This is a genomic window from Plantactinospora sp. GCM10030261 (assembly GCF_042666615.1).
Taxonomy (GTDB): Bacteria; Actinomycetota; Actinomycetes; order Mycobacteriales; family Micromonosporaceae; genus KBS50.
Genome location: NZ_JBHTDD010000042.1, coordinates 20,072 through 42,075, shown reverse-complemented (window position 1 = coordinate 42,075; position 22,004 = coordinate 20,072). Strand labels below are relative to the sequence as shown.

Here is a 22,004-nt window from a genome sequence, read left to right as displayed (position 1 = left end):
CCCTGAACGCCTTCCAGATCGCCTTCGAAGGCCGGCTCACCCCGGCCAACAACTGACCACCTCAACAACCAAGATCAGCCGTTAACTTGACAGACCCAAATCCCGGGTCTGAGCGACGAGACCGCCCAACTGATCATCGGTGAGATCGGCCTGGACATGACCCGGTTCACGGGTAGCTGTTCGAGCGATGTATGCGGAACCCGACAGCGGAGCCGGGCCTATATGACCCGGCTCCCTTGCTGGTCAGTACGGGCGAAGCGACGTGAAGAACTGCGTCAGTTCGCCGGCGAGCAGGTCCGGTTCCTCGAGCGGCATGAAGTGTCCGCCCCTTCCTGGTTCGCTCCAGTGCTGGATGTTGGTGCAGGCGCGTTCGGCGATTTCGCGGGGGAAGTTGGCCATTGAGGGTTCGGTGCTCACCGTGAACGCGGCGGGCACGGTGATAGTCGGTCGTCGGCTGTTGTGGTCGAAGTCGAAGTACTGCCGGAACGACGAGCCGATGGTGCCGCTGGTCCAGTACAGGGTGATGATCGTGAGCAGGGTGTCCCGGTCGAAACGGCTTTCTAGGTCCCCCTGGTTGTCACTCCAGTCTCGGTACTTGTCGATGAGCCAGGCGGCCAGTCCGGCTGGGGAGTCATTCAACGCTGCGGCGATGGTGTCCGGCCGGGTGCCCATGATGGCGCTGTAGCCGCCATCGGTCTCGTCGTATGCCGCCTCGGCGTCCAGGAATGCCTGCTCGGGGGGCGATATCGGGTGGGAGTCGAAGTTGGCCGGGAACGGTGGGTGGATCATGTGAATGCCGGCTACCTGCTCCGGGTACAGGGTGCCCATCCATCCGGTGACCACGCCGCCGACATCGCCACCGAAGGCGCCGTAGCGCTGGTAGCCGAGGACGTCGGTCATCAACAGGTGCAGCGTCTGTGCCATCGAAGCGCGGGTGAGCGGGCCATTCGGCAGCTGCGAGTAGAGGAAGCCTGGCAGCGAGGGCACCACCACGTCGAATGCGTCGGCGGGGTCGCCCCCGTACTTCACGGGGTTGGTCAGGCGATCCACCAGCGGCAGCATCTCCACGAAGCTGCTGGGCCAGCCGTGGCTCAGGATCAGCGGCAGCGGTGCGGGCGCGCCGGCCGGACGCGCCCCTGGTACGCGAAGGAAGTGCATGCGTCGGCCGCCGATCTGGGCCTGGTAATGCGGCAGTGCGTTGAGTTCGGCCTCGCGAGCCCGCCAGTCGAACCCGTCGACCCAGTAGGACACCAGGTGTCGCAGGTAGTCGGGGTCCGCGCCGGCCTGCCACGGCTGGTCGCCGCTGCGGTCCGTGAAGCGGGTACGGGCCAGTCGAGCCCGCAGGTCGTCGAGTACCTCGTCGGATACGTCGATACGGAACGGGGAGAAGGTCATTGTTCCTCCGGTTAGGAGGGCGCTCCCCGACGCGAAGTCAGCGGACAGGGATGGCCGGGTGGAGCGCCCAGACGTGACATTGGGTGTTCACCGGGCTCACCTCCCCTCATCGCTGACAGGGGTCAGCCTACACATCCTCTCTTGCCGCGATGACGGCGTGGCACGGTTGGGCTTGTCAGTGACCGATCGTCACCTGCGGGACACCCGACGGTCACCGGATCGGCCTCACGGTCAAGGGGCGAACTGGGGTGTTGAGGAGGCGGCCAATTCCGGGTGATTGCCTCCTCGAAGCGTTCCCAGGCTGCCTGGGTGAAGGGATAGGCCCCATCAAGGATCAAGCCGGCGACGTGAAGTGCTTCCTCACGCGTCCGGGCCGCCTCGGCTGCGGTTATCCATCCGCAGGTGACGGCGTCGTCAAGTTCGTCGTCGTCGGCGAACCCGACGGTCCTGCCGTTACGGCTGATCCTGGGAGGGTGGGCGGATGGACCGACACACCGCCACTCGTCGACTCAAGCGCCTGGCCCACGTCGCGGGGACTCAGATGCCGAGGATGCACCCCCACATGCTGCGCCACACGTTCGCGACCACCATGCTCGACGCCGGCGTCAGCCTGCGCGACGAGCAGATCGCCGCTCGTCACGCCGACCCCGCGTCGGGTCCGCAGACGCATATTGGCGTACGTACTCCCAGACCGGTTCGGAGAGATCCTCATCGGACCGCTTCTGTCCCACCACCTCGTACCAGGCAAGGTTCTCGATCCAGAACCGGGCAATGAACCGGTCGAAGTCGTCGGCCACCCGCATCAGGTCCTCATGCGCTTCCTCCTGGGGGACCACCCGAAGGTCGTACGCCTCGCCACCGCAGAGGACCTCGTGGCGGCCATCTGGCAGCAGGTGCAGATACCAGAACAGACAACCCTGCTGGTCGTTGAGGAACCGCACCAGCTGCGCGCCATGGTGGACGGGGCTCGACGCCCACGGAAGATCGAAGCCCAGTAACACGACGTACAGGTCGGCACCCAATCGCGCAGCACCGGATCAGCCATGAACGCGACGAACTGCTCCGGCAAGACGGCCTCATTCTCGGACACGGGCGCACCGTGGGTCAGTGTGTCCAGGCCGTACTGACCGGCAGCGCGTTCACCGAGTGGCACCAACTCCCGCATCCAGCTGTGCAGACCACCTGGGTGCCCGAGGGGAAGCGCCGGCAGCACGGTGTGGGAGCTGCCGCTGTATGTGGCGAAATCGACCTCGTGGCTGCGGAACCTGCCGAGATCGAACGAGATCCAACCGTCCTTGATCGTCATGGCGGCACCATAGAGCCGGCCACCGACAGCGCCCGCCGCGTGAGTACTCGCGCCCAACCGAATCACCGATCCAGAAGCCTGTATGACGAGAAGGAGTGCTCGGCTACGATATGTTTGATGCGCTCCGTCTACGCACCTGGCGGGTAGAGCAACTGCCCGAGCAGGCGTTGCAGGTCACTGGCCACCGGCGCTGTGACCGGCTTCCGGGGCGCGGTTGAGGACCGACCGAACTGGTTGGTCGCGGACCCGCCTCGCCAACTCACGTTTCATGGCTAATTGGTCGGATGATGGTTGTGGTTGGCTTAGCCACGGCCGGGATGCCGGCCGTACGGGCCAACTGGCGCACCGTGCGGGGTTGTGTCTTGCGGATGGCTGGATCTCCACCCCGAGTGTCGCCTCGGTCAGATGCTTGGAGAGTTCGTGCACCGCCAGCTGACGTGCACGGATCCGCCGAGGAAGTGTGCGTAAAGCGGATCGGCTCTCAGTTGACGGGCCGGTCCCGGCGGTGCGCCCCCATCGGCAGACCGTCATGTCAAGATGACGCTCGCGATGAGAACTGACGTGGAGCGTGATCGGGCCATTCTCCTGCGGAGATTGGAGGTTCTGAAGCTGCCGGTCGCGCCGTTGCAACGCCACGGATCCGTGATGCCAGCGCAGCCAGCGGACACGATGCGGGAGCCTGAAGCGGTCGCCGTAGGTCCCGACGGCACCGCGTTGGCCGTGTGGCGGTTTCGCAAGGGCGTCAATCGCAAGCAGGTGACGTGGCATGTCCCCGGCAGGCGACGTGTCCTCGGTGCTGTCGATGTCGAAACCGACCTGCAGGTGAGCTTCGTGCAGCCGCTGCCCGAGGGGCGCGTGCTCCTGGCGGCTACTCGGGCCCGGACTAGCGGAGCCAACGCCGAGGTATGGAGCAGCAGCGGCGATCTACAGCATCGGGGCCACCTCGGCGACGCCATCGAGGACCTGCTGACCACCCCCCTCCGGCAAGGTGTGGGCCAGCTACTTCGACGAGGCGATGGGCGGATGCGGCCCCGAAGGCCACGGCCTCGCGCGTTTCAACAGCGACCTGACCGTCGATTGGGTGTACCCGCTGAACTCCGGGCTGCCCTACATCTCGGACTGCTACTCGCTCAACGTCGCCAGCGAAACCGCATACTTCTGTCCCTACACCCACTTCCACATCCTCTCCGCGACCGGCAGCCAGGTGACTGACTGGGGACCATCCCCGTACAGGTCTGCTCACCACCTGTTGCGACGCGGCCCGGATCTCGCTCTGATCAGGGGATGGGGTCCGGAGTACGACGTCGCGACGATGCTGCGGATCAGCCGAGACGACCAACCTCAGTTGGGTGCGCAATGCCGAGTCGTGCTCCCTGACGGCATGGAGACCCGCGGATTGCAGTACATCACCCGAGGCGGAGAGCTGCACGCCTTCATCCGATCCACCTGGTATCACACCGACCTCGACAGCCTGAGCACCGCAGCGGCCGGCACCGGTGTGTAGGGGCCGAGCCGACCCGATCCGGCGTCCGCTCATGCCGCTGATCGTGCGCTCTCCGCTACGGCGGGCCTCCCCGTCAGTAGCAGCCGCAGCTCCGCGAGGTGCGTACCTTACGATTGCTCTGGCGGCCGCACGTGTGGAGCCACTCGTTCTCCCGGAGCGAGGTTGTCACGCCAGTAGCGGTAGACCAGGCCGGGTACCACCTCAACCGACCCGGCTGCGACAAGACAGACCACAAGATCACCCCCGGCCGGTGCGTCGACGTCGAAGGCAACGATCGCTGGTGGCTCCTCACCGACGTGCCGACGCACCAGTGCGCGCTCGTCGAGGGTGGATTCCCGAAACCGGGGATCCCGGAATTGGGTCGGGCAGGCCATGTATGCGACGTCCGTGAAAACCACCTCGAGACCGTGATGGTAGGTCAGGTCGTGTCCCGCGGCCAACCGAAGCTGGGAGCCATCGAAGTGCAGCACGTCCCAGTCCCACCAAGATCCCTCAGGCAGTTCGATCACACCGTCGATTCTCCCACCGGTGATCAGTCAATGGATCGAGTCGGCATCCGGATCTGCCGCCGACTGCGCGACTGCGGAGGCCAGCGCTGTCAGCACAGCGGTGACCGGTACAGCACTTCGACGTACCTGATCTGGTCGTGGACCACGTCGAGGATGAGGTAGCCCGGCCATGGCGCATCGAGGCAGACATTGCGGTGGCCATCGCCGTAGGCCTCAGCCGGCTTCGGCGCGGTGTGGAAGCTCTGGCAGAAGTCGTCTCCGCAACCGCACGTCCGCACGACTCGCAGCCGCCCGACCTGTACAGCCACTCCGAGCAGGTGGGGGAGCGGCGGATCGCCGACGTCGTCGCCGGGCTCGACGTACAGGATCTCTACCTGAACGAACGGACTACCCTCCATCTGGCGGAACTCGCGCCGCTCCGCCACCTGCGCAGCGTCTCGATCAACCGTGCGACAGCGGTCACGGCGGCCGTGTCGCCCGGCGTGCCGGTCGAGTGGCTGTCGATCGACGCCGCCGAGATCGACCTTCCGCCACTGAGCGGGCATCCGACCCTGTGGGGACTGAAGCTCGCCTCCCGCTCCCCGGTCGCGATCGGGGCGCTGGCCAACCTGCCGGCCCTCGCCCACCTCGACCTGTCCGGGGCCCACGTGAGCGACCTGCACCGGGTCGCGGACTTGCCCGGCCTCCGGGTGCTGGAGCTCAGCCTGGCCCAGTGGCGGGAACTGCGCGAGCGCGATGCGCTGCCGACCGGGCTGGCGGCCGCAGCGCTGAACGGATTCGCCCGGCTAAAGGAAGCCGACGAGTGGGCCACCTGGCTGCGAGGAGCCGCCGGCCCGCGGTGAGCGGGCGATCACGTGCTTCTTCTCCTGCTCGTCACGCGTCGACCAAGATTGGGTGCACGGATAAGTAGCCGCCGAACCCGGATCGCGAAGCGTCACAGAGGACTCATCAAGTCAACGTCCGGTCGTAGCCGACGAGCGTGTGTTTGTTCTTGCCTGTGACCGGACGCCTTGTCGGTCTACGCGAAGATCACCTATTGGTATCTCACTGCGCATCGATCGGCGAGCTTTTGTGAACGGCGGGTTCAGCTTTGGCCAATTTTCACCCAGTCTCCGTCGGCGGCCGCTCGAGCAAAGAATCGCACCACCTCCTCGTAAAGATCACGAAGGTCGTTTGCGTCGTCCGGGGTGTAGTTGGCCGGATAGACGTTTCGAGCGTTCAGCAACTCCGGATCGAAGACCGCCATGAACCGGTCGGTGGAAACAGCGTCGAGCCTCGCTGCGATGTCGCACACGGACTCCGGGTTGAAGAGCACGTCGGTGTCGTCGAAGTCCTCGTCACCCATGAGAGGGCTGAGGTCAGGGCCGCCCGCGGCGTCCACCAAGTACTCGATGGCCTCCCAGAGCTTGTCGAGATCACACATCCGCCAGGCGCCATCCAGTTGATCAACGTAGTCGCTGGCGGCTCGCTGGTCGGTGGCACGCAGCGTGCGCCACATCTCCACCTCGACCGGGCGCAGCCGGTCGTAGCTGCCGATCATCCCCATCGAATTATTGTGCGCGACGACCCGCAGTCCGTGGGCGCCGACGTCCGCTCCGTTCGGACCCTATCGAGAGGCGGCGATCTGGATGATGAGGTCGATGCGTTCCTCTTGTCCGGCAGGGGGTGGTGGCCGCTCTTCGACAGGACGGCGATGCCATGCAGGGCGCTCCAGACAACGTCAGCGAACAGTTCGCGCCGCTCGTTGTCGGGGTGGAAGCAGCTGACGAACCCGTCGAACGACCTGGAGCTTCGGGCACGGCGTCCGGACCTGCCGCGAATCACTCGTCACCGAGAGTGATGTCGGCGCCGGTCGCCGACGTCCGGACGTGCCGATGTGCGGATTCCTGATCTTGGTGACGCATCTTGTGCCACCACGACGAATTGAGGGAAGCCGGTCGGTGTGGCACGTCCTCGGAGTGTGATTGCGACTCCGCGATCGACGATCAATCGATGGCTGCGGTCGGGGAAATCTTCTCGAAGAAGGCGCGTTCGGACAGTACGTGGTGGGGACGTGGGACCCCAAGTTCCTGACGGACCTCCACGAACAGCCGGACCAGGTGGTCCTCGAGCTGATCCAGCGCCGACGGCTCGATCTCGTCCTCCCGTGGCGGCAACCCCTCGAGCTGGCGCAGGAGTCCGTAGCCGTACCGCAATGCGTACCGGGCTTCCTCTTGCACCTGAAGCGAAGTCGTACTCAGCCTCAACCGCTCGAACTGAACCCGGGCCTCGTCGTGGGCCTCCCGCATCGCCGTACGGCGGCCCTCCGAATCGTAGCCCCGCCCCCAGAACGCCTGACGCAGGCGGACGAGGGCCGCCGTGAAGTCGACGCACGCATTGCGCAGCCGCTCGCGCCGCTCGCTGATGTCGGCCTTCCTGGCCCGCCACACGTCGGTGAGCAGAGTGCCGACGATACCCAAGGCAGTACCTGCCAACGCGAACAGGGCCTCTCGCACGAGGCCGATTATGACGATCGCGTCCGCAGAACGCGAGCCCCACGAACCAAGATCAAGTGTCCGCTCATGTCGCCGACCGGCCGGGGTATCCCGGCAGGAAGTCCAGCCTGGTCCGCGGTGGCGCCGGGCTGCCCGTGGACGTGTAGGCCGGCGCCAGCCGGTCCCCGTCGGCGAGGACCCGGCCGACGAGAAACGGCACCTCCTCGTCCAGCAGGTCATACCGTCCGGTCCGGGCGGCCCCCTGGCCCGCGAAGCACTGGTCAGCTTTCCGTCCTTGACGTCGGCCAGGTCGGTGTCATACTAGCAAGGCATCCGATAGACACCGTCTAACGAATAAGATGACGTCTAGTCATCGTGCTCACGTCCGGTGAATCCCGCTCTTACGCCCGCCCTGCTCGTAACCACCTTCCCTCACCAGCGCACCCATCGGAGTTCTCGATGATTCACTCGTCCTGTCGCCCGGCTGGCGTCATTGCTGCCGCGCGGCTGGTCACCGCGCTGCCCGCCGTACTCGTCGGGGCCCTGCTGATGGCGGTCCTTGCGGCCTGCGGCTCGGAGAGCCCCGACGGAGTGGCCGGGCAGCCGGTGCCGGCCGGCGACGCGGGAACCACCGGGAGCGGCCCGCCGGGGGCCGGCGCGCCAGCGACCGGCGTCAGCCCGCCCGACGCGGTAGCTGCCACCAGTATCGACAATCCGTGCACATTGCTCACCGCTGGTGAGGTACGAGCGGTGATCGGCGAACACGACGGTGGACGAAGCTTGAGCTTCGACGGGGGGAGCGCCTGCATGTGGAGCAGTCCCGGCACCGCCGCAACCGTCGTCGTCGGGATCGGGGCGCCAGGCAGCGCGCCCGGTGGAGTGCTGGCGGAGCCTGACTACGCCACCGCGACGCGGGGCCCTGACGGCATCAGATACGCGACCGGGTCCGGCAGTGTCGCCGAGTTCGCCATTGGTGACCGGCAGTGCGAAATCCAGCTCTCGGACGGCGAAGCCGACAGCGCGACCGCCGTCAGGCTCGCCGGTCTGGTCCGCAGCCGCCTCACGTAGAAGGGCTCCCCGATGCCAACGTCCAGCCCCCGACCCGCCACCCGTCGCCCGGCGGGAGTCCGGCCCACACCGCTGATCGGGCTGCTGGTCGCGCCGTTGCTGTTCGTGCTCACCGGCTGCGGGGGCGAGCAGGATCCGGCGCCCAGCGGAGCCCAGCCTCCTGCGGTCGCCACGGAGGCGCCCACGCCCACCGGACCGACGGAGGCACCGGCCGCCGCACCGAAGGTGGAACCCTGCTCGCTGGTGAGCAAGAAGGAAGCCGAGCAACTGGCCGGCACACCGTTGGAGGACGCCAAGCCGGTGCGGGAGACCTGCACCTACACCGGACCGGTCACCGGGCCGACCGCCCAGGTGGAGATCTTTGTCGGCGACGGCGCCAAGAAGTACCTCGACATCGAACGCGACCTCGGCCACGAGCTGCGCCCGCTGACCGGGGTCGGCGACGAGGCGTATGCCACCGACGAGGCCGCTTTTGTCAGCAAGGGAGGGCTGTGGGTCTCGATCCGGCTGGTCCGGCTGAACGACCCGAAGGAGAACCGCAAGCCCCTGGAGGCCCTGGCTCGTACGGTGGCAGGCCGGCTGTGAGCACTGGTAGCCCGAACCCCCGCCGGACGGGTGGACCGATCCGTCCGGCGCGGCACCGGCGGCTCAGCCGACTGGCGGCCGCGTGCACCACGATGGCCCTGCTGCTGGCCGGTGTGGCGTGCCGTGGCGGAGAACCGAGCACCGCGAGCGGTGGCGAGGATCCGTACAGCGATGCCGCGATCCAGTACGGAATGGCTCCCGCGCCGGACCCGGACGTCGTACTGCAACCGGACGTGGTCATCGTCGGCGACGGTGGGCGCTCCATTCGCTCGGTCACCGCCGACGGGCTGACCTGGCGGATCGACGGCCGGGCCAGACGCGCCGACGAGCTGGCGGTCGGGAAGATCATGTTTGTGACCGGGCGCGCCATCGGCCGGGTGCTGCATCTCGGGCGGTCGGGTTCCGACCTGCTGGTGACGGTCGGTCCGGTGGACCTCACCGAGGTGATCCGGGATGCCACCCTCTCGGCGAAGGGCGTTGCGCTGAAAGACCCGATCGTCTACTCGGCCGGGGATCCGATCTGGGCGGAGACGGCGGCCGAGCCCGGTGGTGGATCCGGTGGTTCCGGTGGTGGGTCCGGTGGTGTCGCGTCGGAGAACCCCGATCTCGTACGACCGGTGGCGCTCGCGGCACCCACGGATCGTCCCCAGGCGCCCCCGGCGACCCGGGGCGACGTGACCAGGAAGCCCGAGAGCAAGCAGGTGTACGGCATCTGCTGTGACGGCGAGGCCGGCGTCCATTTTGGATACCGGCGAAACGGTGCCAGGGTGTTCGGGGAAGTGTCGGTCACTTTTGACACTCCGCAGGCTGATGTCTACCTGGAGATCGTCGGCGGATCAGTCAAGCGCGCGGAGATGAAGATCAGTGCCGGGTTCGGGCTCAAGGTACGGTTCGAGGCGGGCACCGAGACCGGCGAGAACGTCAGCCCGGTCTTCCCCATCGGGCAGGAGTTCAGCATTCCCGTACCGATCAGCGGCCTGCCGCTCGCGCTGACCATCAGCCAGACGCTGGCCATCAAGACGGCGTTCGGTGGCAAGGTCGGCACCATCAACGGCGGCGGGGAGTATTCGATCGCCGGTTCCATCGGCTACGGCTACCACCGCCCGTACTGGGGGCCAGTCGTCGAGAAGAACTTCAAGCTCAAGAACAGCCTGGGCGACTCGCTCACCGGGATACCGGTCGGCGTCATGGGACTACTGATCGAGCATTCCGCCAAATTCACCCTGGGCTTCAACACCTTCGTACTGAAGGCGGGTGTCTTCTTCGAGCTGGTGACCGCTTACGGGGCGACACTCGGTTCAGCGCTGGGTGCTCCGTTGGCGGTGTGCCGTGGGGTCGGCCTCGGGGTCCGCGGCGTCTACGGGATCGGATACAGCATCCTCGAACCAGTGGTGAAACTCGTCAACGAGCTGTTCAGCCTCCTGGATGTCAGGCCCATCAAGGCATCGGGCGAGGTCAGCAGTGAGTTTGTGATACACCGCCAGGAGGACGTGAAACCGGACGTCGCTCTCTGTGGGCACACCCCGGGCTATCGGTCCAGGTAGATCCCGGGTCACCGGTCCGTACATGGCGCGATGATCCGGTCCGATCGATTTCGCCTCACCCAAGGGTCTCGTTGATCTCGATCAGATGGCCGTCCGGATCACGCAGGCAGGCCCTCACCTCGCCACCCCACTCCGGCTCGACCGGCTCGGTGAGCAGTTCGCCGCCGGCCGAGACAAGGTCGGCACACGCCCGGCGGCAGTCTGCGACCTGCACGACGACCGCAGCCGCCACAGCGTTCGCCGTACCCTCCGGTGCCTGAGCGCGACATCTGGCCGATCCGGCGCGGATCCCACTGGGAGGAACGCAACACCCCAGGCCTGCACCACAGCCTTCCTCTGGCCTCTCCCGGCCGTGACGAGCAGGAGCCTGCCCGCACGGCACACCGGCATCGACGTCCGGACGCCAGCGGCCGACGTCGTCACCTCAGCGACGATCGGATCGTGGCCACCTATCGGCCGTCAGTTGCGGCATCGCCACGGCCGTGGCTGTGCCCTGGTGGAGCAGTACCACCTGCGTCGCATTCTGCTGCGGGAACGGGACAGACCCGGCGGACTCGCGCCCACATCGACAGAACGTCCGCTTCTGCCTCGACCACGGCTATCACGTCATCCTCGATGGGCATCCTGCACAACAGCCGCTACCGGGACATGCTGACCCGCCTGCGTGACACCCACCAGGGAACCTCGGTGTTCTGCTACCTCGACGTCGGCCTGCCAGAGACCCTGCGCCGACCCGCCACCCCGACCGCAGGCCAGCGAGTTCACCGGCCAGGACATGACCGGCTGGTACAGTCCGCGCGACGTCCTCCGATGGACCGACGAAATCATCATCGACGAGCCCAGCCCGATCGAGGACACCATCGCCACCCTGGTGGCCGCCTCCGGCCTCGTCTCTTCCGCGCGCTGACGTCGCAGATTCACGGTGGTGGGCATGCCGGGTCTGCGGCTCAGCGTCGGTACGGGTCGATGATCTCCTTGGGCCGCAGCGCGGGGGCTGCGAGGTCGCGCAGTATCGGCGAGGTGAGGTAAAACCTGCCTCGGGTTTCGCCGTGCTGTTCGAGCATGCCTGCCCGGACGAGGGCGCGAAGGTCACGGGTTGCCTGGTCGTCGGTGAGGCTCTCATCGCGCTGATAGACAGTGCGGCGCACTCGACCGCCGGTGGCGGCCAGGTAGAGGGCGCTGACCACCCGCTCGGGTAGCCCTGCGTGTCGGACCCAGGGGTCGAGCAGCTCCCAGAGCCGCGCGGCCTGATCGAGGCGTTGTCGGACCACTTGGGCTTGTTGGTGATGAGCGCTTAGGCAGAATCGAATCCACCTGCTGGTGTCGTTTTCAGGCTGCCAGGTCGGACCGCCCACCTCGCCGAGCGCGTCGTAGTAGGCGTAGGTGTTCCGACCGACGCCGAGCCACTCCTCAATGGAGGAGAATTCAGGGGCGAGGACACCGTCGCGGGCGAGCACGAGTGTGTGTAGACAGCGTGACATCCGACCATTCCCGTCCCGCCAGGGGTGGATCTTGACCAGGTTCAGGTGAGCCATGGAGGCCCGCACGAGCAGCGGGGTCTCCGGCTCGCCGTCGGCCAGCCAGTCGATCAGCTCGGAGATCAGCGACGGAACGTCGTCGGCGTCTGGCCCGGTGTAGACGCGTCGGCCGGTGTGCGCCTCGTCGATATGTATGTCACCCGGACGGAAGCGACCCGGCCACTTGCCGAGCTCATGCCGGAGCATCATGAAGTGCAATGCATTGAGTAGCATGTACTGCCAGGCGAACTCGCGCGAGCGGGCGAGTTGTTGCACATAGGTCAGGGCATCCCGGTAGCCGGTGATGACTTCCCACGTTTGCGGGTTCGTCTCCACCGGCTCGTCGCCGGCGACGGCCGCGGCGGCGTCGTCCAGGGATACCTGGTAGCCCTCGATCGAATTTGATCCCTGGATGGCGTGAGCGATCAAGGTGCGTCGGAGTTGCCCTGTCCATCGGTGCGGCTCAGCGATCTGATACCGCAGGTTGTCCCGCATCGTGTCCAGTTCGCCAAGCACGCGCTTGTCGTCATCGGCGAGCGCAGGGGTCCGATACAACATGCGCTAATCATACAATGCTTTCCGCAAAATCCCAGATTAATTTCGGCATTACCGTGAAGGGCGGTGGACGGCAGCACGCCCGGAGGGCAGCGGTACCAATTCGCGTCCCGCGTCCCCTTTGACCGGCTGCGCATGAGGGTCGAAGGGTTGGGGCTCTCCTTCGAGGAGATCGAAGGCTGGGCTCTCCTTCGAGGAGATCGCGACCGATGCGGACCTGCCCGACTACCGGCGGTTCTGGTGCGCCGAGACAGGGGTCAGCGTAGTGGTCCTGGCCATGGGCCTTCTCTGACGAGCAGTATGAATCGGGAGATGTATGGTCGATCCAGCCCGAGTGGCGCAGGATCATCAACCTCGAAGGTGATGAGAATGCTCGCCGGTCAACCACCGATGGGCTCGCCCACCTGTTGCACCTGGAGCCGGCGATGTGGCCGACATGGTTGCGGCGCAGACAGGCCGACACGCGGTCAACGCAAACTGGTGGCTGCACCTGTACCAGCTGATCGACGTACGAATCCGCAGCATTCCTCGGATCTCGACTTGACGACCTGCCCGGCGTGGTACCAATACCCGGACAGGCCAAGCTGGCAGAGGTGGGCGGCCCATGTCGACAAGGGCGGTAGCCCTGCTGCGAAAGCCGGGGCAACCACAGCGACCGAGCCTGCTGGAGCTCTTCTTCGACCTGGTGTTCATCTTCGCGCTCAACCGGGTCTCGAAGCGGCTGGTCGAGGAGCTCACCGAGCGTCGGATCGTCCTCGTCGACGCGGCTGAGACGTTGCTTCTGCTGCTGGCCTTCCTGGTGCTGTGGTTCGTCACGGCATGGGTCACCGATCTGTACGACCCGCATCAGCCGCAGGTCCAGTTGCTCGTCTACATCTCCATGCTCGGTGCGCTGATGATGGCGGTCGCGGTGCCCCAGGCGCTCGGTGACACCGGGTTGGCCTTCGCCGGGGCGTACGTCGCGGTCCACCTCATTCGTGGGCTGGTCATCGTACCGTCCCTGCGCGGTCACGAGGCGCAACGACGAGCGGCAGGGGTGGTCTTCTGGTTCGCGCTGTCGGCCGTGCCCTGGATCGTCGGGGCGATCGTGACAGGGTGGGTCCGCGGGCTGTTGTGGACGTTGGCGATCGTCATGGACTGCACGGCACTGCTGCTGTTCTATCCCGCGCCGTGGGCCCGCCCGAGCCAACGGCGGTGGCCCGTCCTGGCCGAGTACATGTCCGAGCGTTACCGGCAATTCTTCATCATCGCCCTCGGCGATCTGATCCTGACGACGGGCTCGGCCTACAGCGACACGTCGTTCTCCGGCGGGACCGCCGCGGCCTTCGCGCTCTCCTTCGTCACCACCGTGCTGCTGTTCCGGGTCTATCTGTTCAGGGCGGGCCAGCTGTTGCCCGAAGCGATCAGAGTCGCCGATCAACCCGCGAACCTCATCCGGGAGGCGTTCCTCGCGCACGTACTTATGGTGGCCGGGGTCGTCGCCGTCGCCGTCGGATACGAGATCGTGATCGGGGCCCCCTTCGGGCGCACCACCGCGGCATGGGCTCTGGTTCTTCTCGGCGGACCGATGTTGTTCCTGATCGGGCGGGCCCTGGTAGAACATGCCGTGTTCAACCGGGCGTCCAACTCGCGGATCGCTGGCACGCTTGCGCTTGCCGGGGCCGCGCCGTTCATGGTCCTCGTGCCCCCGCTGGCGGTGGCCGTCACCACCGTCGTCGTCCTCGCCGGCATCGCCGCTTCCGACGCCGTCCATGCCAGGAGTAGCCCGCCCGAGCGGCCACACCCGGCCGGGTCTGGGCAGTAAGCCGTCGCTTCCCGGCCAGCGCCGCACGGCGCAGGGGTTATGTCACGAACGGAGCGGTCGGATGCCGCAGGCTCCGCGCAAACCGAATTATCCGGCTGCGAAGCCACTGGTGTGCGGGATCGTCGGTGTGCCGGGGGTTCCAGTACAGCACTTCGTGGATCGAGCGCTCCGACAGTGGACATTCGACGATGCGCACCCCGGCGGCATCCGCGAGTAGCCGGGCGAGCCGTTCGAGGGCGAGACTGGCCAGGCGGGTGCCGGTGATCAGGAACGGCACGACGACGAAGCCCTGGGTGGTCACCTCGACCTGGAGGTGCACCCCGAGCGCCGCCAGGTCCGCATCGGCGATCGGGGTGACGGCACCGCCGCTGTAGGCCACGTAGCGCAGGGAGGTGAGTTCGTCGAGCGTGACCTCGTCACCGATGTCGGGATGGTTTCGGTCGACGACCAGGACGAAACGGTCGGTGAAGAGCTGCTCGCAGGGGAAGGCGAGCCGTTCGCCGGTGAGTTCGGTGGGAACGATGACCATGTCGACATCCCCGCGGCGCAACTGGTCGGCGAAGTTGACGTCGACCTGACGCACCGAGATGCGTACATATGGGGCCTCGTCGGCGATCATGCCGAGTAGCGGTCGGAGCAGCACCATGGTGACGTAGTCGGCCGCGACGATGCTGAACGCCGCGCGGTCAGTCTTCGGGTCGAAGGCGGACGATCGCAGCATCACCGACTCGACGGCGGTCAGCGCCTCGCGCACCGGGCTCACGAGGGCTTCGGCCAGGGGAGTACGCATCAGTCGTCTACCCTCTTTGACCAGCAGCGGATCGTCGAAATGCTTGCGCAACCGGGCCAGCGAGGCACTCATCGCGGGTTGGCCGACGGAGGTCCGTCTGGCCGCCCGCGTGACGTTGCACTCGGTGAGCAACGCGTCAAGCGCAATCAGCAGGTTCAGATCGATGCCTGCGAGCCCCATAAGGGCCTCCCTGTGCATTAAGACGGTTTTCGATCATTTCGCGACGATTGCGCGTTATCGACGGTGTTGATGGTTGATATCAATAGGAATCGTTTCCAATGCTACCACCGTCACTGTACGTTTCCCGCAGCGATGTGGTGCGGAGCCGGCGCCTCGATATCCCATCGTGTTCTCAGCGCTGAACCACATTGGACAGGAGCGCGACGTGAATCATGTCGACAACGAAGTCGTGATCGTCACGGGTGGCGGAAAAGGTATCGGCCGCGCCTATGCGCTGGCGCTCGCGCAGGCCGGCTACCGGGTTGCCGTGGCGGACATCGCGGATCCGTCCGTGGTGGTCACGGAAATCAACGACAACGGTGGTCAGGCGATGGCGGTACACGTTGATGTGGCGGTCGCTGAGTCGACAGGTCACATGGCGCGGACCGTCGTCGACCGGTGGGGTCAGATCGACGGACTGATCAACAACGCCGCCTACTTCACCACCGTCCGCAAGAAGCCATTCGACGAATTGACCGTCGATGAGTGGGACATCGCCTTCCAGGTCAACGTCCGCGGCACCTGGCTCTGCTGCAAATCGGTGTTTCCGTACATGCGGGATCGTGGCTACGGAAAGATAGTCAACACCTCCTCGATGGTCGTGCCGACGGCCGTGCCGTACTTCCTGCACTACGTGTCCACGAAGTCGGCCATCATCGGCCTCACCCGGGCCCTGGCCCGGGAGGTGGGCAGGCACGGCATCGCGGTCAACACCCTCTCGCCGTGCTATGTGCCACATGATCCGACGTACGTGGCCAAGCAGGACGACGCCATGGGAACCGCGATCGTGCAGGAGCGTATCTTCAAGCGGGAGATGAGGCCGGATGACCTCATCGGCACGATGCTCTATCTGATCGGGCACGGCTCGGACTTCGTGACCGGCCAGAATCTGTATGTGAACGGCGGCAGGGCGTTCACCTGACCACCTGGGTCGGCACGTCGGAAGGAGCGGGCATGCCGGACGGTACACACCACACCGTCGCCCAACCGACGCACGTCCTGGCGGGGCCGGTGACCGGGGCACACCAGCCGGCCAGCGGTCCCTCGGCGCAGGGTGCGCGGCGGCGGTACGCAGGCGGAGGTTGCTGGTGAGGACGGACGCGATCGTCATCGGCTCGGGGGTCAACGGCCTGGTCGCGGCGGCCGAACTCGCCGGTGCCGGCTGGTCGGTCACCCTCGTCGAGGGCAACGACCGGCTCGGCGGGTTCATCCGCAGCGAGGAACGCACGCTGCCCGGCTACATCCACGACACGTACTCCTCGTGGCATCCCCTGTTCGTCGCGGGCAAGGCGTATGCGGCGCTCGGCGACGAGTTGCACCGCCGTGGCCTGGAGTTCCGCAACGCCGACGGTCCCGTGACGGCGAGCGTGGCCGACGACGGTCGGGTGGTGGTCGCCGACCGCGACCCGGAGCAGACCGCCGCCGGGTTCGCCCACCCAGGGGACCGTGCCCGGTATCTGGCCGCGCTGCGGGATCTCCAGGACCAGGCGGGTCCGGTCAACGGGCTGATGGCCGCCGAACTGCGTTCGTCCGCGCTGCTGCGCCACGGCGCAGGGCTGGTTCGTGGACTACGCCGGGCCGGCACCGAGCGGTGGCTGCGGGACATGGTGAGCAGTGGGCGGTCGTGGTGCCGCAGGGAGTTCACCGGTGCGGAGGTGGACCACCTGTGGATTCCGTGGTTACTGCACGCCGGCCTCGCACCCGATCACGCGTCCGGCGGATTCATGTTGCCGGTCATGGCCGCCACCACGCACGGCGCGGGGCTGCCCGTGGTCGTCGGTGGCGCGGCCCGGTTCGTCGAGGCGTTCCGGTCGTTGCTCGTCGAGCGGGGCGTGGAGATCCGCACCGGGGCCCCCGTGGACCGCATTCTTGTCCAGGCCGGGCGTGCGGTGGGGGTGGCCGCTGGCGGCGAGACGATATGGGCGAACCGGGCCGTCCTGGCCTCGGTCACGCCGACCGCGCTCTACGGCGAGTTGCTGCCGCCCGGCGCGGTCAGTCACAAGATCGCGCGACAGGCGCGGCAGTTCCGTTACGGGCGGGGCGAGATGCAGATCCACGTGGCTCTGTCCGCTCCGCTCGGCTGGCGTGATGACCGCCTGTCAAAGATTCCGCTGACCCACCTCTCGGACGGCTCGGGCAGCACCGGGATCGCGTGTGCCCAGGCCGAGGCCGGGCTGCTGCCCGAGCGGCCGACCGTCGTGGTCGGACAGCAGTACGTGCTCGACGGCTCCCGCGTACCCGATGGCAGAGCAGCCTTGTGGCTGCAACTGCACGAAACGCCGTTCGCGCCGGTCGGCGACGCCGCCGGACGACTGACCGTCACCGACGGGTGGACCCCCGCGCTCGCCAAGGGCTACGCGGATCGCGTGCTCGATCGCATCGGACAGCACGCGCCGGACCTGACCGCGAAGGTTCTCGCCGTCGACGTCATCACGCCGGCCGACCTCGCCGCAGCGAATCCCAACGCGGTCGCCGGCGACCCGTACGGCGGGTCCGCCGAGCTGGATCAGAACTTCCTGTGGCGGCCGATGCCGAACGCAGCCAGCCATCAGACGCCGGTGGCGGGGCTGTGGCATATCGGCGCGTCCACCCACCCCGGCGCGGGACTCGGTGGAGCCTCCGGCCACCTGGTCGCGCAGATCCTCACCAGACCTGGTCGCGTCCGGGCCGGGACGAACGCTGTGGCCTCGGTCCTGCGGCGCCGCTGAGTTGGGCGGGCGGCGCGTTCTGGCAGCGCGGGTCCATCGTCGAGACCCGCGGGTGCGGCACCTCGTCCTCGGACGTCGCTGACCCTCGCGCGGGCATCGGGCTGACCCTCGCCCGCCCGGGCGGGTCGTTGTCGTGCGCCCATGTCGTGTCCGAGCCGCGCCCGTCATCCTGATATCGACCGCGTCGATGGCCGATATCGCTATCAATCGTTTCCGGCTCTGCGTGAGCTGTCTTACAGTCTGTCCCAACCTGTAAAGGCGGCCGAACGCGAATCCCGGCAATTGGGCGGTGCCCACTTTCTCCAACGGATAATAGGGAGACCGGAATGCATATTTCCAGAATCGCCGCGACGTTGTGTGCCACCGTGGTCGTTCTCGCGGGCTGCAGTACCGAAACGGAATCGACAGCCTCCTCCGGTGGCGTCGACAACGCCATCGTGGAGCGGGCCCGGGCCGCGGTGGAGGCGGGATCCGCGCCCGTGACGAAGGTGGACCTACCGACCGATTCCCCGAAAGCCGTCCGCGACAAATACATCGTGGCGGTCACCTGCACCAACCAGGGCGACGGATGCCCGTTGTCGGCACAGGCCATCGGCGAGGCCACGCGCCCGTTCGGCTGGCGGGTGGACGTGATCGACGGCAAGGGTGACCCGGCGGTGTGGAATTCCGCGATCCTCAACGGAATCGCCGTCCGAGCCGACGCGATCGTCCTGTCGGCGGTCGCTCCGGCGCTCGTGCGCGACTCGCTGGCCAAGGCCAAGGCGGCCGGCATCCCGGTGGTGTCGATGTTCCAGCCGAGGGACTCCAGCGACGGTCTCTACGGCCACGTCCTGCCCGACCACACGACGCAGGGCAAGCTCGCGGCCGACTGGGTGATCGCTGACTCGGGTGGTAAGGCGAAGGTCATCGAGGTGACCGACGACGAATTCGTCGAGCTGGGCCAGCGTGTCGACGCGTTCGACGAGCAGCTCAAGACGTGCGGCGACTGCGAGATCGTAACCAAGGTCAGCTCCACGCTCGCGACGCTGGCGACCCGGTTGCCCAGCGCGATCACCGCCGCGCTTCAGCAGCATCCGGACGCGACCCACGTGGTCACCCCGACGGACAACCATGCCCTGTTCGCCTCGCAGGGGATCCAGTTGGCCGGCCGTGCCGGTGCGGTGAAGCTCACCGGCTACGACGGCAACTCGCCGAACTACAAGCTGGTGCGCGACGGGGTCCAGGCGATGGACATCGTGGAAAGCTACTCGCTCCAGGGCTGGCTCGCCGCCGACCTGCTGATCCGCGCGTTCGCGGGCCTGCCTGGCCGGGACTATGTCATGCCCAGCCGCCTGTTCACGCCGGAAACCATGCCGGAGAGCCTGTGGGTGCCGGAAGCGGACTTCAAGACGCAGCTGACCGCGCGTTGGCAGAACGGTGGATAGCGCGGCGGCCCTGCGCGTGACCGGCCTGAGCAAGTCGTTCGTCGGGCAGCCCGTCCTGACCGAGGTGGACCTGCGGATCGAACCCGGTGAGATCCACGCGCTGCTGGGCGAGAACGGAGCGGGCAAGTCCACGCTCATCAAGATTCTGGCAGGGGTGTACGCCGCGGACGCGGGCGAGATCGTCGTGGGTGGTCGGCGGCTGCGCTCCCGCCACCAGCTCGCCGACGCCATGGCCCTCGGTATGCGGTTCGTGCATCAGGACCTCGGGCTCGTCGACGACCTGGACATCGCCGAGAACATGGCCCTGGTCACCGGCTTCACCACCCGCGGCGGGCTGATCCGGTTCGACTCCACCCGCAGACGCGCCCGGGAGGTGCTCGGGCGGCTCGGAGTCGATCTCGACCCGCGGCGGCCGGTCGGCGAGCTTTCGCAAGCCGAGCGGGTGATGGTAGCGATCGCGCGGGCGTTCTCGACCGAAGCGCGGCTCATCGTGCTCGACGAGGTGACGGCCAGCCTGCCGACCCCCGAGGTCGCGCGCCTGCACGGCCTGTTGCGGGAGGCGAGCGCGCACGGCACCGCCTTCCTGTTCGTCACGCACCGCCTGGGTGAGGTGTTCGACGTGGCGCACGGCGTCACCGTCCTGCGTGACGGCAGACGGGTCGTCACCGACCGGGTTTCCGGGATGACCCATCCGCAGCTGGTCGAGTGGCTCGTCGGCCGTGATGTCGCCGCGCTGCCCGCGCGGAGCGGGCGGTGCTCCGACCGGCCGGTCGAGCCCGCGCTCCAGGTGCGGGAGTTGCGGGCGACGCAGTTCCACGCTCCGCTGGATTTCGGGATCGGGCCGGGCGAGGTGCTCGCGTTCACCGGGCTGATCGGCTCCGGTGCCCGCGACGTGGTGCGGGCGGTCGCGGGCGCGCTGCACCCCGTCGCGGGCAGGGCGACGCTGCACGGCAGCCCCTACCCGCTCGGTAACCCCATCGGCGCCGCCGGCCGCGGCTGCCGGTACGTGGCGGGCGACCGCGTGGAAAGCATCGCGCCCGACCTGACCGTCCGGGAGAACCTCTTCCTGACCGATCTCTGCCAGCGGGGCAGACGGCTGCGGCCGGAACCGGAACGGCAGGCGGCGGGCCAGTTGATCGCCCGGTACGACATCCGCCCCGCGCACGCGGCCGAGTTGCCGGCCGTCACCCTCAGCGGCGGCAACCAGCAGAAGATCGTGGTGGGCCGGGCCCTGTCGGGCAACCCGCGCCTGCTTGTTCTCGACGACCCCACGGTCGGCGTCGATGTCGGTGCCCGCGCGGCCGTGCACCTGTTCATCCGCCGGGCCGCCGACGCGGGAGTACCGGTGCTGCTCGCCTCGACCGACTTCGCGGAGGTCGCGTCCGAGGCACAACGGGCGTACGTGCTGCGCGACGGCGTCGTCGGTGCCGTGCTCACCGGCCGCGACCTCACCGAGCAACGCCTGGCCGCGGAGAGCTACCGAACACGGGAGACGGCATGAGTACCTCAACTGAGCCAGCGGCGACCACACCACGCGCGACCCACCCGGAACTCCACAAGCCCCAGCCGTATCGCGACCTGGCCACCCGGATCGGCGCCCGGTACGGGCTGCTGGTGGTCTGGCTCCTGCTCATCGCGGTGTTCGTGGCGCTGAACGGCGATGTCTTCCTGCGTCCGCTGACCGCGCAGACCATCGCGTCGACCAAGGCCGTCGTGGCGATCCTCGCGCTCGCCGCGTTGGTCCCCCTGGTGGTCGGCCAGTTCGACCTGTCGGTCGCCTCCCAGTTCGGGCTCGCCCAGGCGCTGTGTGCCGGGCTGGTGGTCAAGCAGGGGCTCCCCGCCTGGCCGGGCGTGCTGGTCGTGCTGCTGGTCGGCGCTGTATTCGGGGTGGCCAACGGATTCCTGGTCGCGGTGGCGCGGATCAACGCGTTCGTGGTGACGCTGGCGACCGGCACCCTGGCCATCGGCCTGACCCAGTGGTACACCGGCGGCGCCCAGATCATCGGATCGTTTCCGGAGAGCTTCACGTCGGCCGGTCGGGCGAACCTGGCCGGTGTCCCGCTGCCGTTCGTGTACGTCCTGGTGCTGGCCGCCGGAATGTGGGTGATGCTGGAATACACGCGGTGGGGACGGCGGGCGTACGCGATCGGCGGCAACGCGCGGGCGGCGCTGCTGTCCGGTGTGAACGTCAGGCGCATGACGGTCACCTCGTTCGCCGTCGCGGGCGTCGTGTCGGCCGGGGCGGGCGCCCTGCAGGTCACCATCCTCGGTGCCGCGAGTCCGGAGGTCGGCGCACAGTTCCTGCTGCCGGCGTTCGCGGGGGTCTTCCTCGGCGCCGCGGCGCTGCGACCGGGTCGCTTCAACGCCTGGGGCACCGTGATCGCCGTCTATTTCCTGGCCACCGGCATCGTCGGACTGCAGCAACTCGGGGCGCCCTTCTACATCGAACAGTTCTTCAACGGCGGCGCGCTGCTGATCGCGGTGGCGGTCGCGCAGTACAGCGCAGAGCGCCGCCGGCGCGCGGCGGCGGCGAAGCCCGGGTAGACGGGCAGCCGCCGGCGAAGTTCTGCTGAGGTCCTACCGGGGATCTGATCCGGCCCAC

General features: G+C 67.5%; 19 protein-coding genes and 3 pseudogenes. 13 read left to right on the top strand and 9 right to left on the bottom strand.

The genetic code is table 11. The annotated features are described in order from the left end of the window. Positions 1-243: 243 nt before the first annotated feature. Positions 244-1,395, bottom strand: a complete 1,152-nt coding sequence (locus ACFQUZ_RS30595) for an epoxide hydrolase family protein (RefSeq protein ID WP_377448460.1) — start codon at positions 1,393-1,395, stop codon at positions 244-246. A gap of 481 nt (positions 1,396-1,876) precedes the next feature. On the opposite strand from ACFQUZ_RS30595, the pseudogene ACFQUZ_RS30590 reads away from it, so the two are divergent. Beyond that, positions 1,877-1,987: pseudogene (locus tag ACFQUZ_RS30590) on the top strand (tyrosine-type recombinase/integrase); the annotation flags it as partial. 13 nt (positions 1,988-2,000) lie between these two features. Here the strand turns inward: ACFQUZ_RS30590 and ACFQUZ_RS30585 are convergent. Next, complete coding sequence (locus ACFQUZ_RS30585) at positions 2,001-2,417, bottom strand: hypothetical protein (protein WP_377448464.1); 417 nt, start codon at positions 2,415-2,417, stop codon at positions 2,001-2,003. A gap of 1,272 nt (positions 2,418-3,689) precedes the next feature. Between ACFQUZ_RS30585 and ACFQUZ_RS30580 the strand changes: the two genes are divergently transcribed. After that, positions 3,690-4,205 carry a hypothetical protein gene (locus ACFQUZ_RS30580; protein ID WP_377448459.1) on the top strand — a complete coding sequence of 172 codons (516 nt, stop codon included), beginning with the start codon at positions 3,690-3,692 and terminating at the stop codon, positions 4,203-4,205. A 107-nt stretch (positions 4,206-4,312) separates the two neighbouring features. Here the strand turns inward: ACFQUZ_RS30580 and ACFQUZ_RS30575 are convergent, their stop codons facing one another. Beyond that, the gene (locus ACFQUZ_RS30575) at positions 4,313-4,714 is read right to left on the bottom strand and encodes a hypothetical protein (protein WP_377448457.1); all 402 of its coding nucleotides are present in this window, start codon (positions 4,712-4,714) and stop codon (positions 4,313-4,315) included. A 137-nt stretch (positions 4,715-4,851) separates the two neighbouring features. Between ACFQUZ_RS30575 and ACFQUZ_RS30570 the strand changes: the two genes are divergently transcribed. Next, positions 4,852-5,556 (top strand): hypothetical protein, encoded by a 705-nt coding sequence (locus ACFQUZ_RS30570; protein WP_377448456.1) that lies wholly within the window; start codon positions 4,852-4,854, stop codon positions 5,554-5,556. Positions 5,557-5,798: 242 nt separating this feature from the next. Here the strand turns inward: ACFQUZ_RS30570 and ACFQUZ_RS30565 are convergent, their stop codons facing one another. From ACFQUZ_RS30565 to ACFQUZ_RS30555, 3 genes and pseudogenes are all read right to left on the bottom strand, one after another. After that, a complete protein-coding gene (locus ACFQUZ_RS30565; RefSeq protein ID WP_377448454.1) occupies positions 5,799-6,260 on the bottom strand; it encodes a DUF1877 family protein in 462 nt (153 codons plus the stop codon). A 439-nt stretch (positions 6,261-6,699) separates the two neighbouring features. Continuing rightward, entirely contained in the window at positions 6,700-7,209 is a 510-nt protein-coding gene (locus ACFQUZ_RS30560; RefSeq protein WP_377448453.1) for a hypothetical protein, read from the bottom strand. A 70-nt stretch (positions 7,210-7,279) separates the two neighbouring features. Then, a pseudogene (locus ACFQUZ_RS30555) lies at positions 7,280-7,471 on the bottom strand (glycoside hydrolase family 15 protein); the annotation flags it as partial. Between the two features lie 176 nt (positions 7,472-7,647). Here ACFQUZ_RS30555 and ACFQUZ_RS30550 point away from each other — a divergent pair. Genes ACFQUZ_RS30550 through ACFQUZ_RS30540 form a run of 3 tightly spaced genes read left to right on the top strand, consistent with a single transcriptional unit; the run spans position 7,648 to position 10,385 of the window. Beyond that, positions 7,648-8,256, top strand: a complete 609-nt coding sequence (locus ACFQUZ_RS30550; RefSeq protein WP_377448452.1) for a hypothetical protein — start codon at positions 7,648-7,650, stop codon at positions 8,254-8,256. A 12-nt stretch (positions 8,257-8,268) separates the two neighbouring features. After that, a complete protein-coding gene (locus ACFQUZ_RS30545; protein ID WP_377448450.1) occupies positions 8,269-8,841 on the top strand; it encodes a DUF3558 family protein in 573 nt (190 codons plus the stop codon). Beyond that, positions 8,838-10,385 (top strand): hypothetical protein, encoded by a 1,548-nt coding sequence (locus ACFQUZ_RS30540; RefSeq protein ID WP_377448448.1) that lies wholly within the window; start codon positions 8,838-8,840, stop codon positions 10,383-10,385. The genes ACFQUZ_RS30545 and ACFQUZ_RS30540 overlap by 4 nt, the downstream gene beginning before the upstream one ends. Positions 10,386-10,440: 55 nt before the next feature. On the opposite strand, the gene ACFQUZ_RS30535 is transcribed toward ACFQUZ_RS30540, so the two are convergent. Then, positions 10,441-10,617 (bottom strand): VOC family protein, encoded by a 177-nt coding sequence (locus tag ACFQUZ_RS30535; protein WP_377448447.1) that lies wholly within the window; start codon positions 10,615-10,617, stop codon positions 10,441-10,443. 135 nt (positions 10,618-10,752) lie between these two features. On the opposite strand from ACFQUZ_RS30535, the pseudogene ACFQUZ_RS30530 reads away from it, so the two are divergent. Next, positions 10,753-11,292: pseudogene (locus ACFQUZ_RS30530) on the top strand (kinase). Positions 11,293-11,332: 40 nt separating this feature from the next. Here ACFQUZ_RS30530 and ACFQUZ_RS30525 read toward each other — a convergent pair. Continuing rightward, positions 11,333-12,460 carry a Fic family protein gene (locus tag ACFQUZ_RS30525; RefSeq protein WP_377448446.1) on the bottom strand — a complete coding sequence of 376 codons (1,128 nt, stop codon included), beginning with the start codon at positions 12,458-12,460 and terminating at the stop codon, positions 11,333-11,335. A 601-nt stretch (positions 12,461-13,061) separates the two neighbouring features. On the opposite strand from ACFQUZ_RS30525, the gene ACFQUZ_RS30520 reads away from it, so the two are divergent. Beyond that, complete coding sequence (locus tag ACFQUZ_RS30520; RefSeq protein WP_377448445.1) at positions 13,062-14,261, top strand: low temperature requirement protein A; 1,200 nt, start codon at positions 13,062-13,064, stop codon at positions 14,259-14,261. 37 nt (positions 14,262-14,298) lie between these two features. Here the strand turns inward: ACFQUZ_RS30520 and ACFQUZ_RS30515 are convergent, their stop codons facing one another. After that, complete coding sequence (locus ACFQUZ_RS30515) at positions 14,299-15,231, bottom strand: LysR family transcriptional regulator (protein ID WP_377448444.1); 933 nt, start codon at positions 15,229-15,231, stop codon at positions 14,299-14,301. A 166-nt stretch (positions 15,232-15,397) separates the two neighbouring features. On the opposite strand from ACFQUZ_RS30515, the gene ACFQUZ_RS30510 reads away from it, so the two are divergent. From ACFQUZ_RS30510 to ACFQUZ_RS30490, 5 genes are all read left to right on the top strand, one after another. After that, the gene (locus tag ACFQUZ_RS30510) at positions 15,398-16,192 is read left to right on the top strand and encodes an SDR family NAD(P)-dependent oxidoreductase (protein ID WP_377448442.1); all 795 of its coding nucleotides are present in this window, start codon (positions 15,398-15,400) and stop codon (positions 16,190-16,192) included. A gap of 166 nt (positions 16,193-16,358) precedes the next feature. After that, positions 16,359-17,978: a phytoene desaturase family protein gene (locus ACFQUZ_RS30505; protein WP_377448440.1), complete on the top strand. Its 1,620-nt coding sequence runs from the start codon at positions 16,359-16,361 to the stop codon at positions 17,976-17,978. Between the two features lie 326 nt (positions 17,979-18,304). Further along, positions 18,305-19,402 carry a substrate-binding domain-containing protein gene (locus ACFQUZ_RS30500; RefSeq protein WP_377448438.1) on the top strand — a complete coding sequence of 366 codons (1,098 nt, stop codon included), beginning with the start codon at positions 18,305-18,307 and terminating at the stop codon, positions 19,400-19,402. Further along, on the top strand, positions 19,395-20,903 hold the full coding sequence (locus ACFQUZ_RS30495; protein WP_377448436.1) for a sugar ABC transporter ATP-binding protein: 1,509 nt from the start codon (positions 19,395-19,397) through the stop codon (positions 20,901-20,903). The genes ACFQUZ_RS30500 and ACFQUZ_RS30495 overlap by 8 nt, the downstream gene beginning before the upstream one ends. After that, on the top strand, positions 20,900-21,946 hold the full coding sequence (locus ACFQUZ_RS30490; protein ID WP_377448434.1) for an ABC transporter permease: 1,047 nt from the start codon (positions 20,900-20,902) through the stop codon (positions 21,944-21,946). Before ACFQUZ_RS30495 ends, ACFQUZ_RS30490 begins: the two co-directional genes overlap by 4 nt. Positions 21,947-22,004: the final 58 nt, after the last annotated feature.

Coding starts and splice junctions, on each gene's coding strand:
- ACFQUZ_RS30595 (WP_377448460.1), bottom strand. CDS start 1,395: ATGACCTTCTCCCCGTTCCGTATCGACGTATCCGACGAGGTACTCGAC.
- ACFQUZ_RS30565 (WP_377448454.1), bottom strand. CDS start 6,260: ATGGGGATGATCGGCAGCTACGACCGGCTGCGCCCGGTCGAGGTGGAG.
- ACFQUZ_RS30550 (WP_377448452.1), top strand. CDS start 7,648: ATGATTCACTCGTCCTGTCGCCCGGCTGGCGTCATTGCTGCCGCGCGG.
- ACFQUZ_RS30545 (WP_377448450.1), top strand. CDS start 8,269: ATGCCAACGTCCAGCCCCCGACCCGCCACCCGTCGCCCGGCGGGAGTC.
- ACFQUZ_RS30525 (WP_377448446.1), bottom strand. CDS start 12,460: ATGTTGTATCGGACCCCTGCGCTCGCCGATGACGACAAGCGCGTGCTT.
- ACFQUZ_RS30520 (WP_377448445.1), top strand. CDS start 13,062: ATGTCGACAAGGGCGGTAGCCCTGCTGCGAAAGCCGGGGCAACCACAG.
- ACFQUZ_RS30515 (WP_377448444.1), bottom strand. CDS start 15,231: ATGGGGCTCGCAGGCATCGATCTGAACCTGCTGATTGCGCTTGACGCG.
- ACFQUZ_RS30500 (WP_377448438.1), top strand. CDS start 18,305: ATGCATATTTCCAGAATCGCCGCGACGTTGTGTGCCACCGTGGTCGTT.
- ACFQUZ_RS30490 (WP_377448434.1), top strand. CDS start 20,900: ATGAGTACCTCAACTGAGCCAGCGGCGACCACACCACGCGCGACCCAC.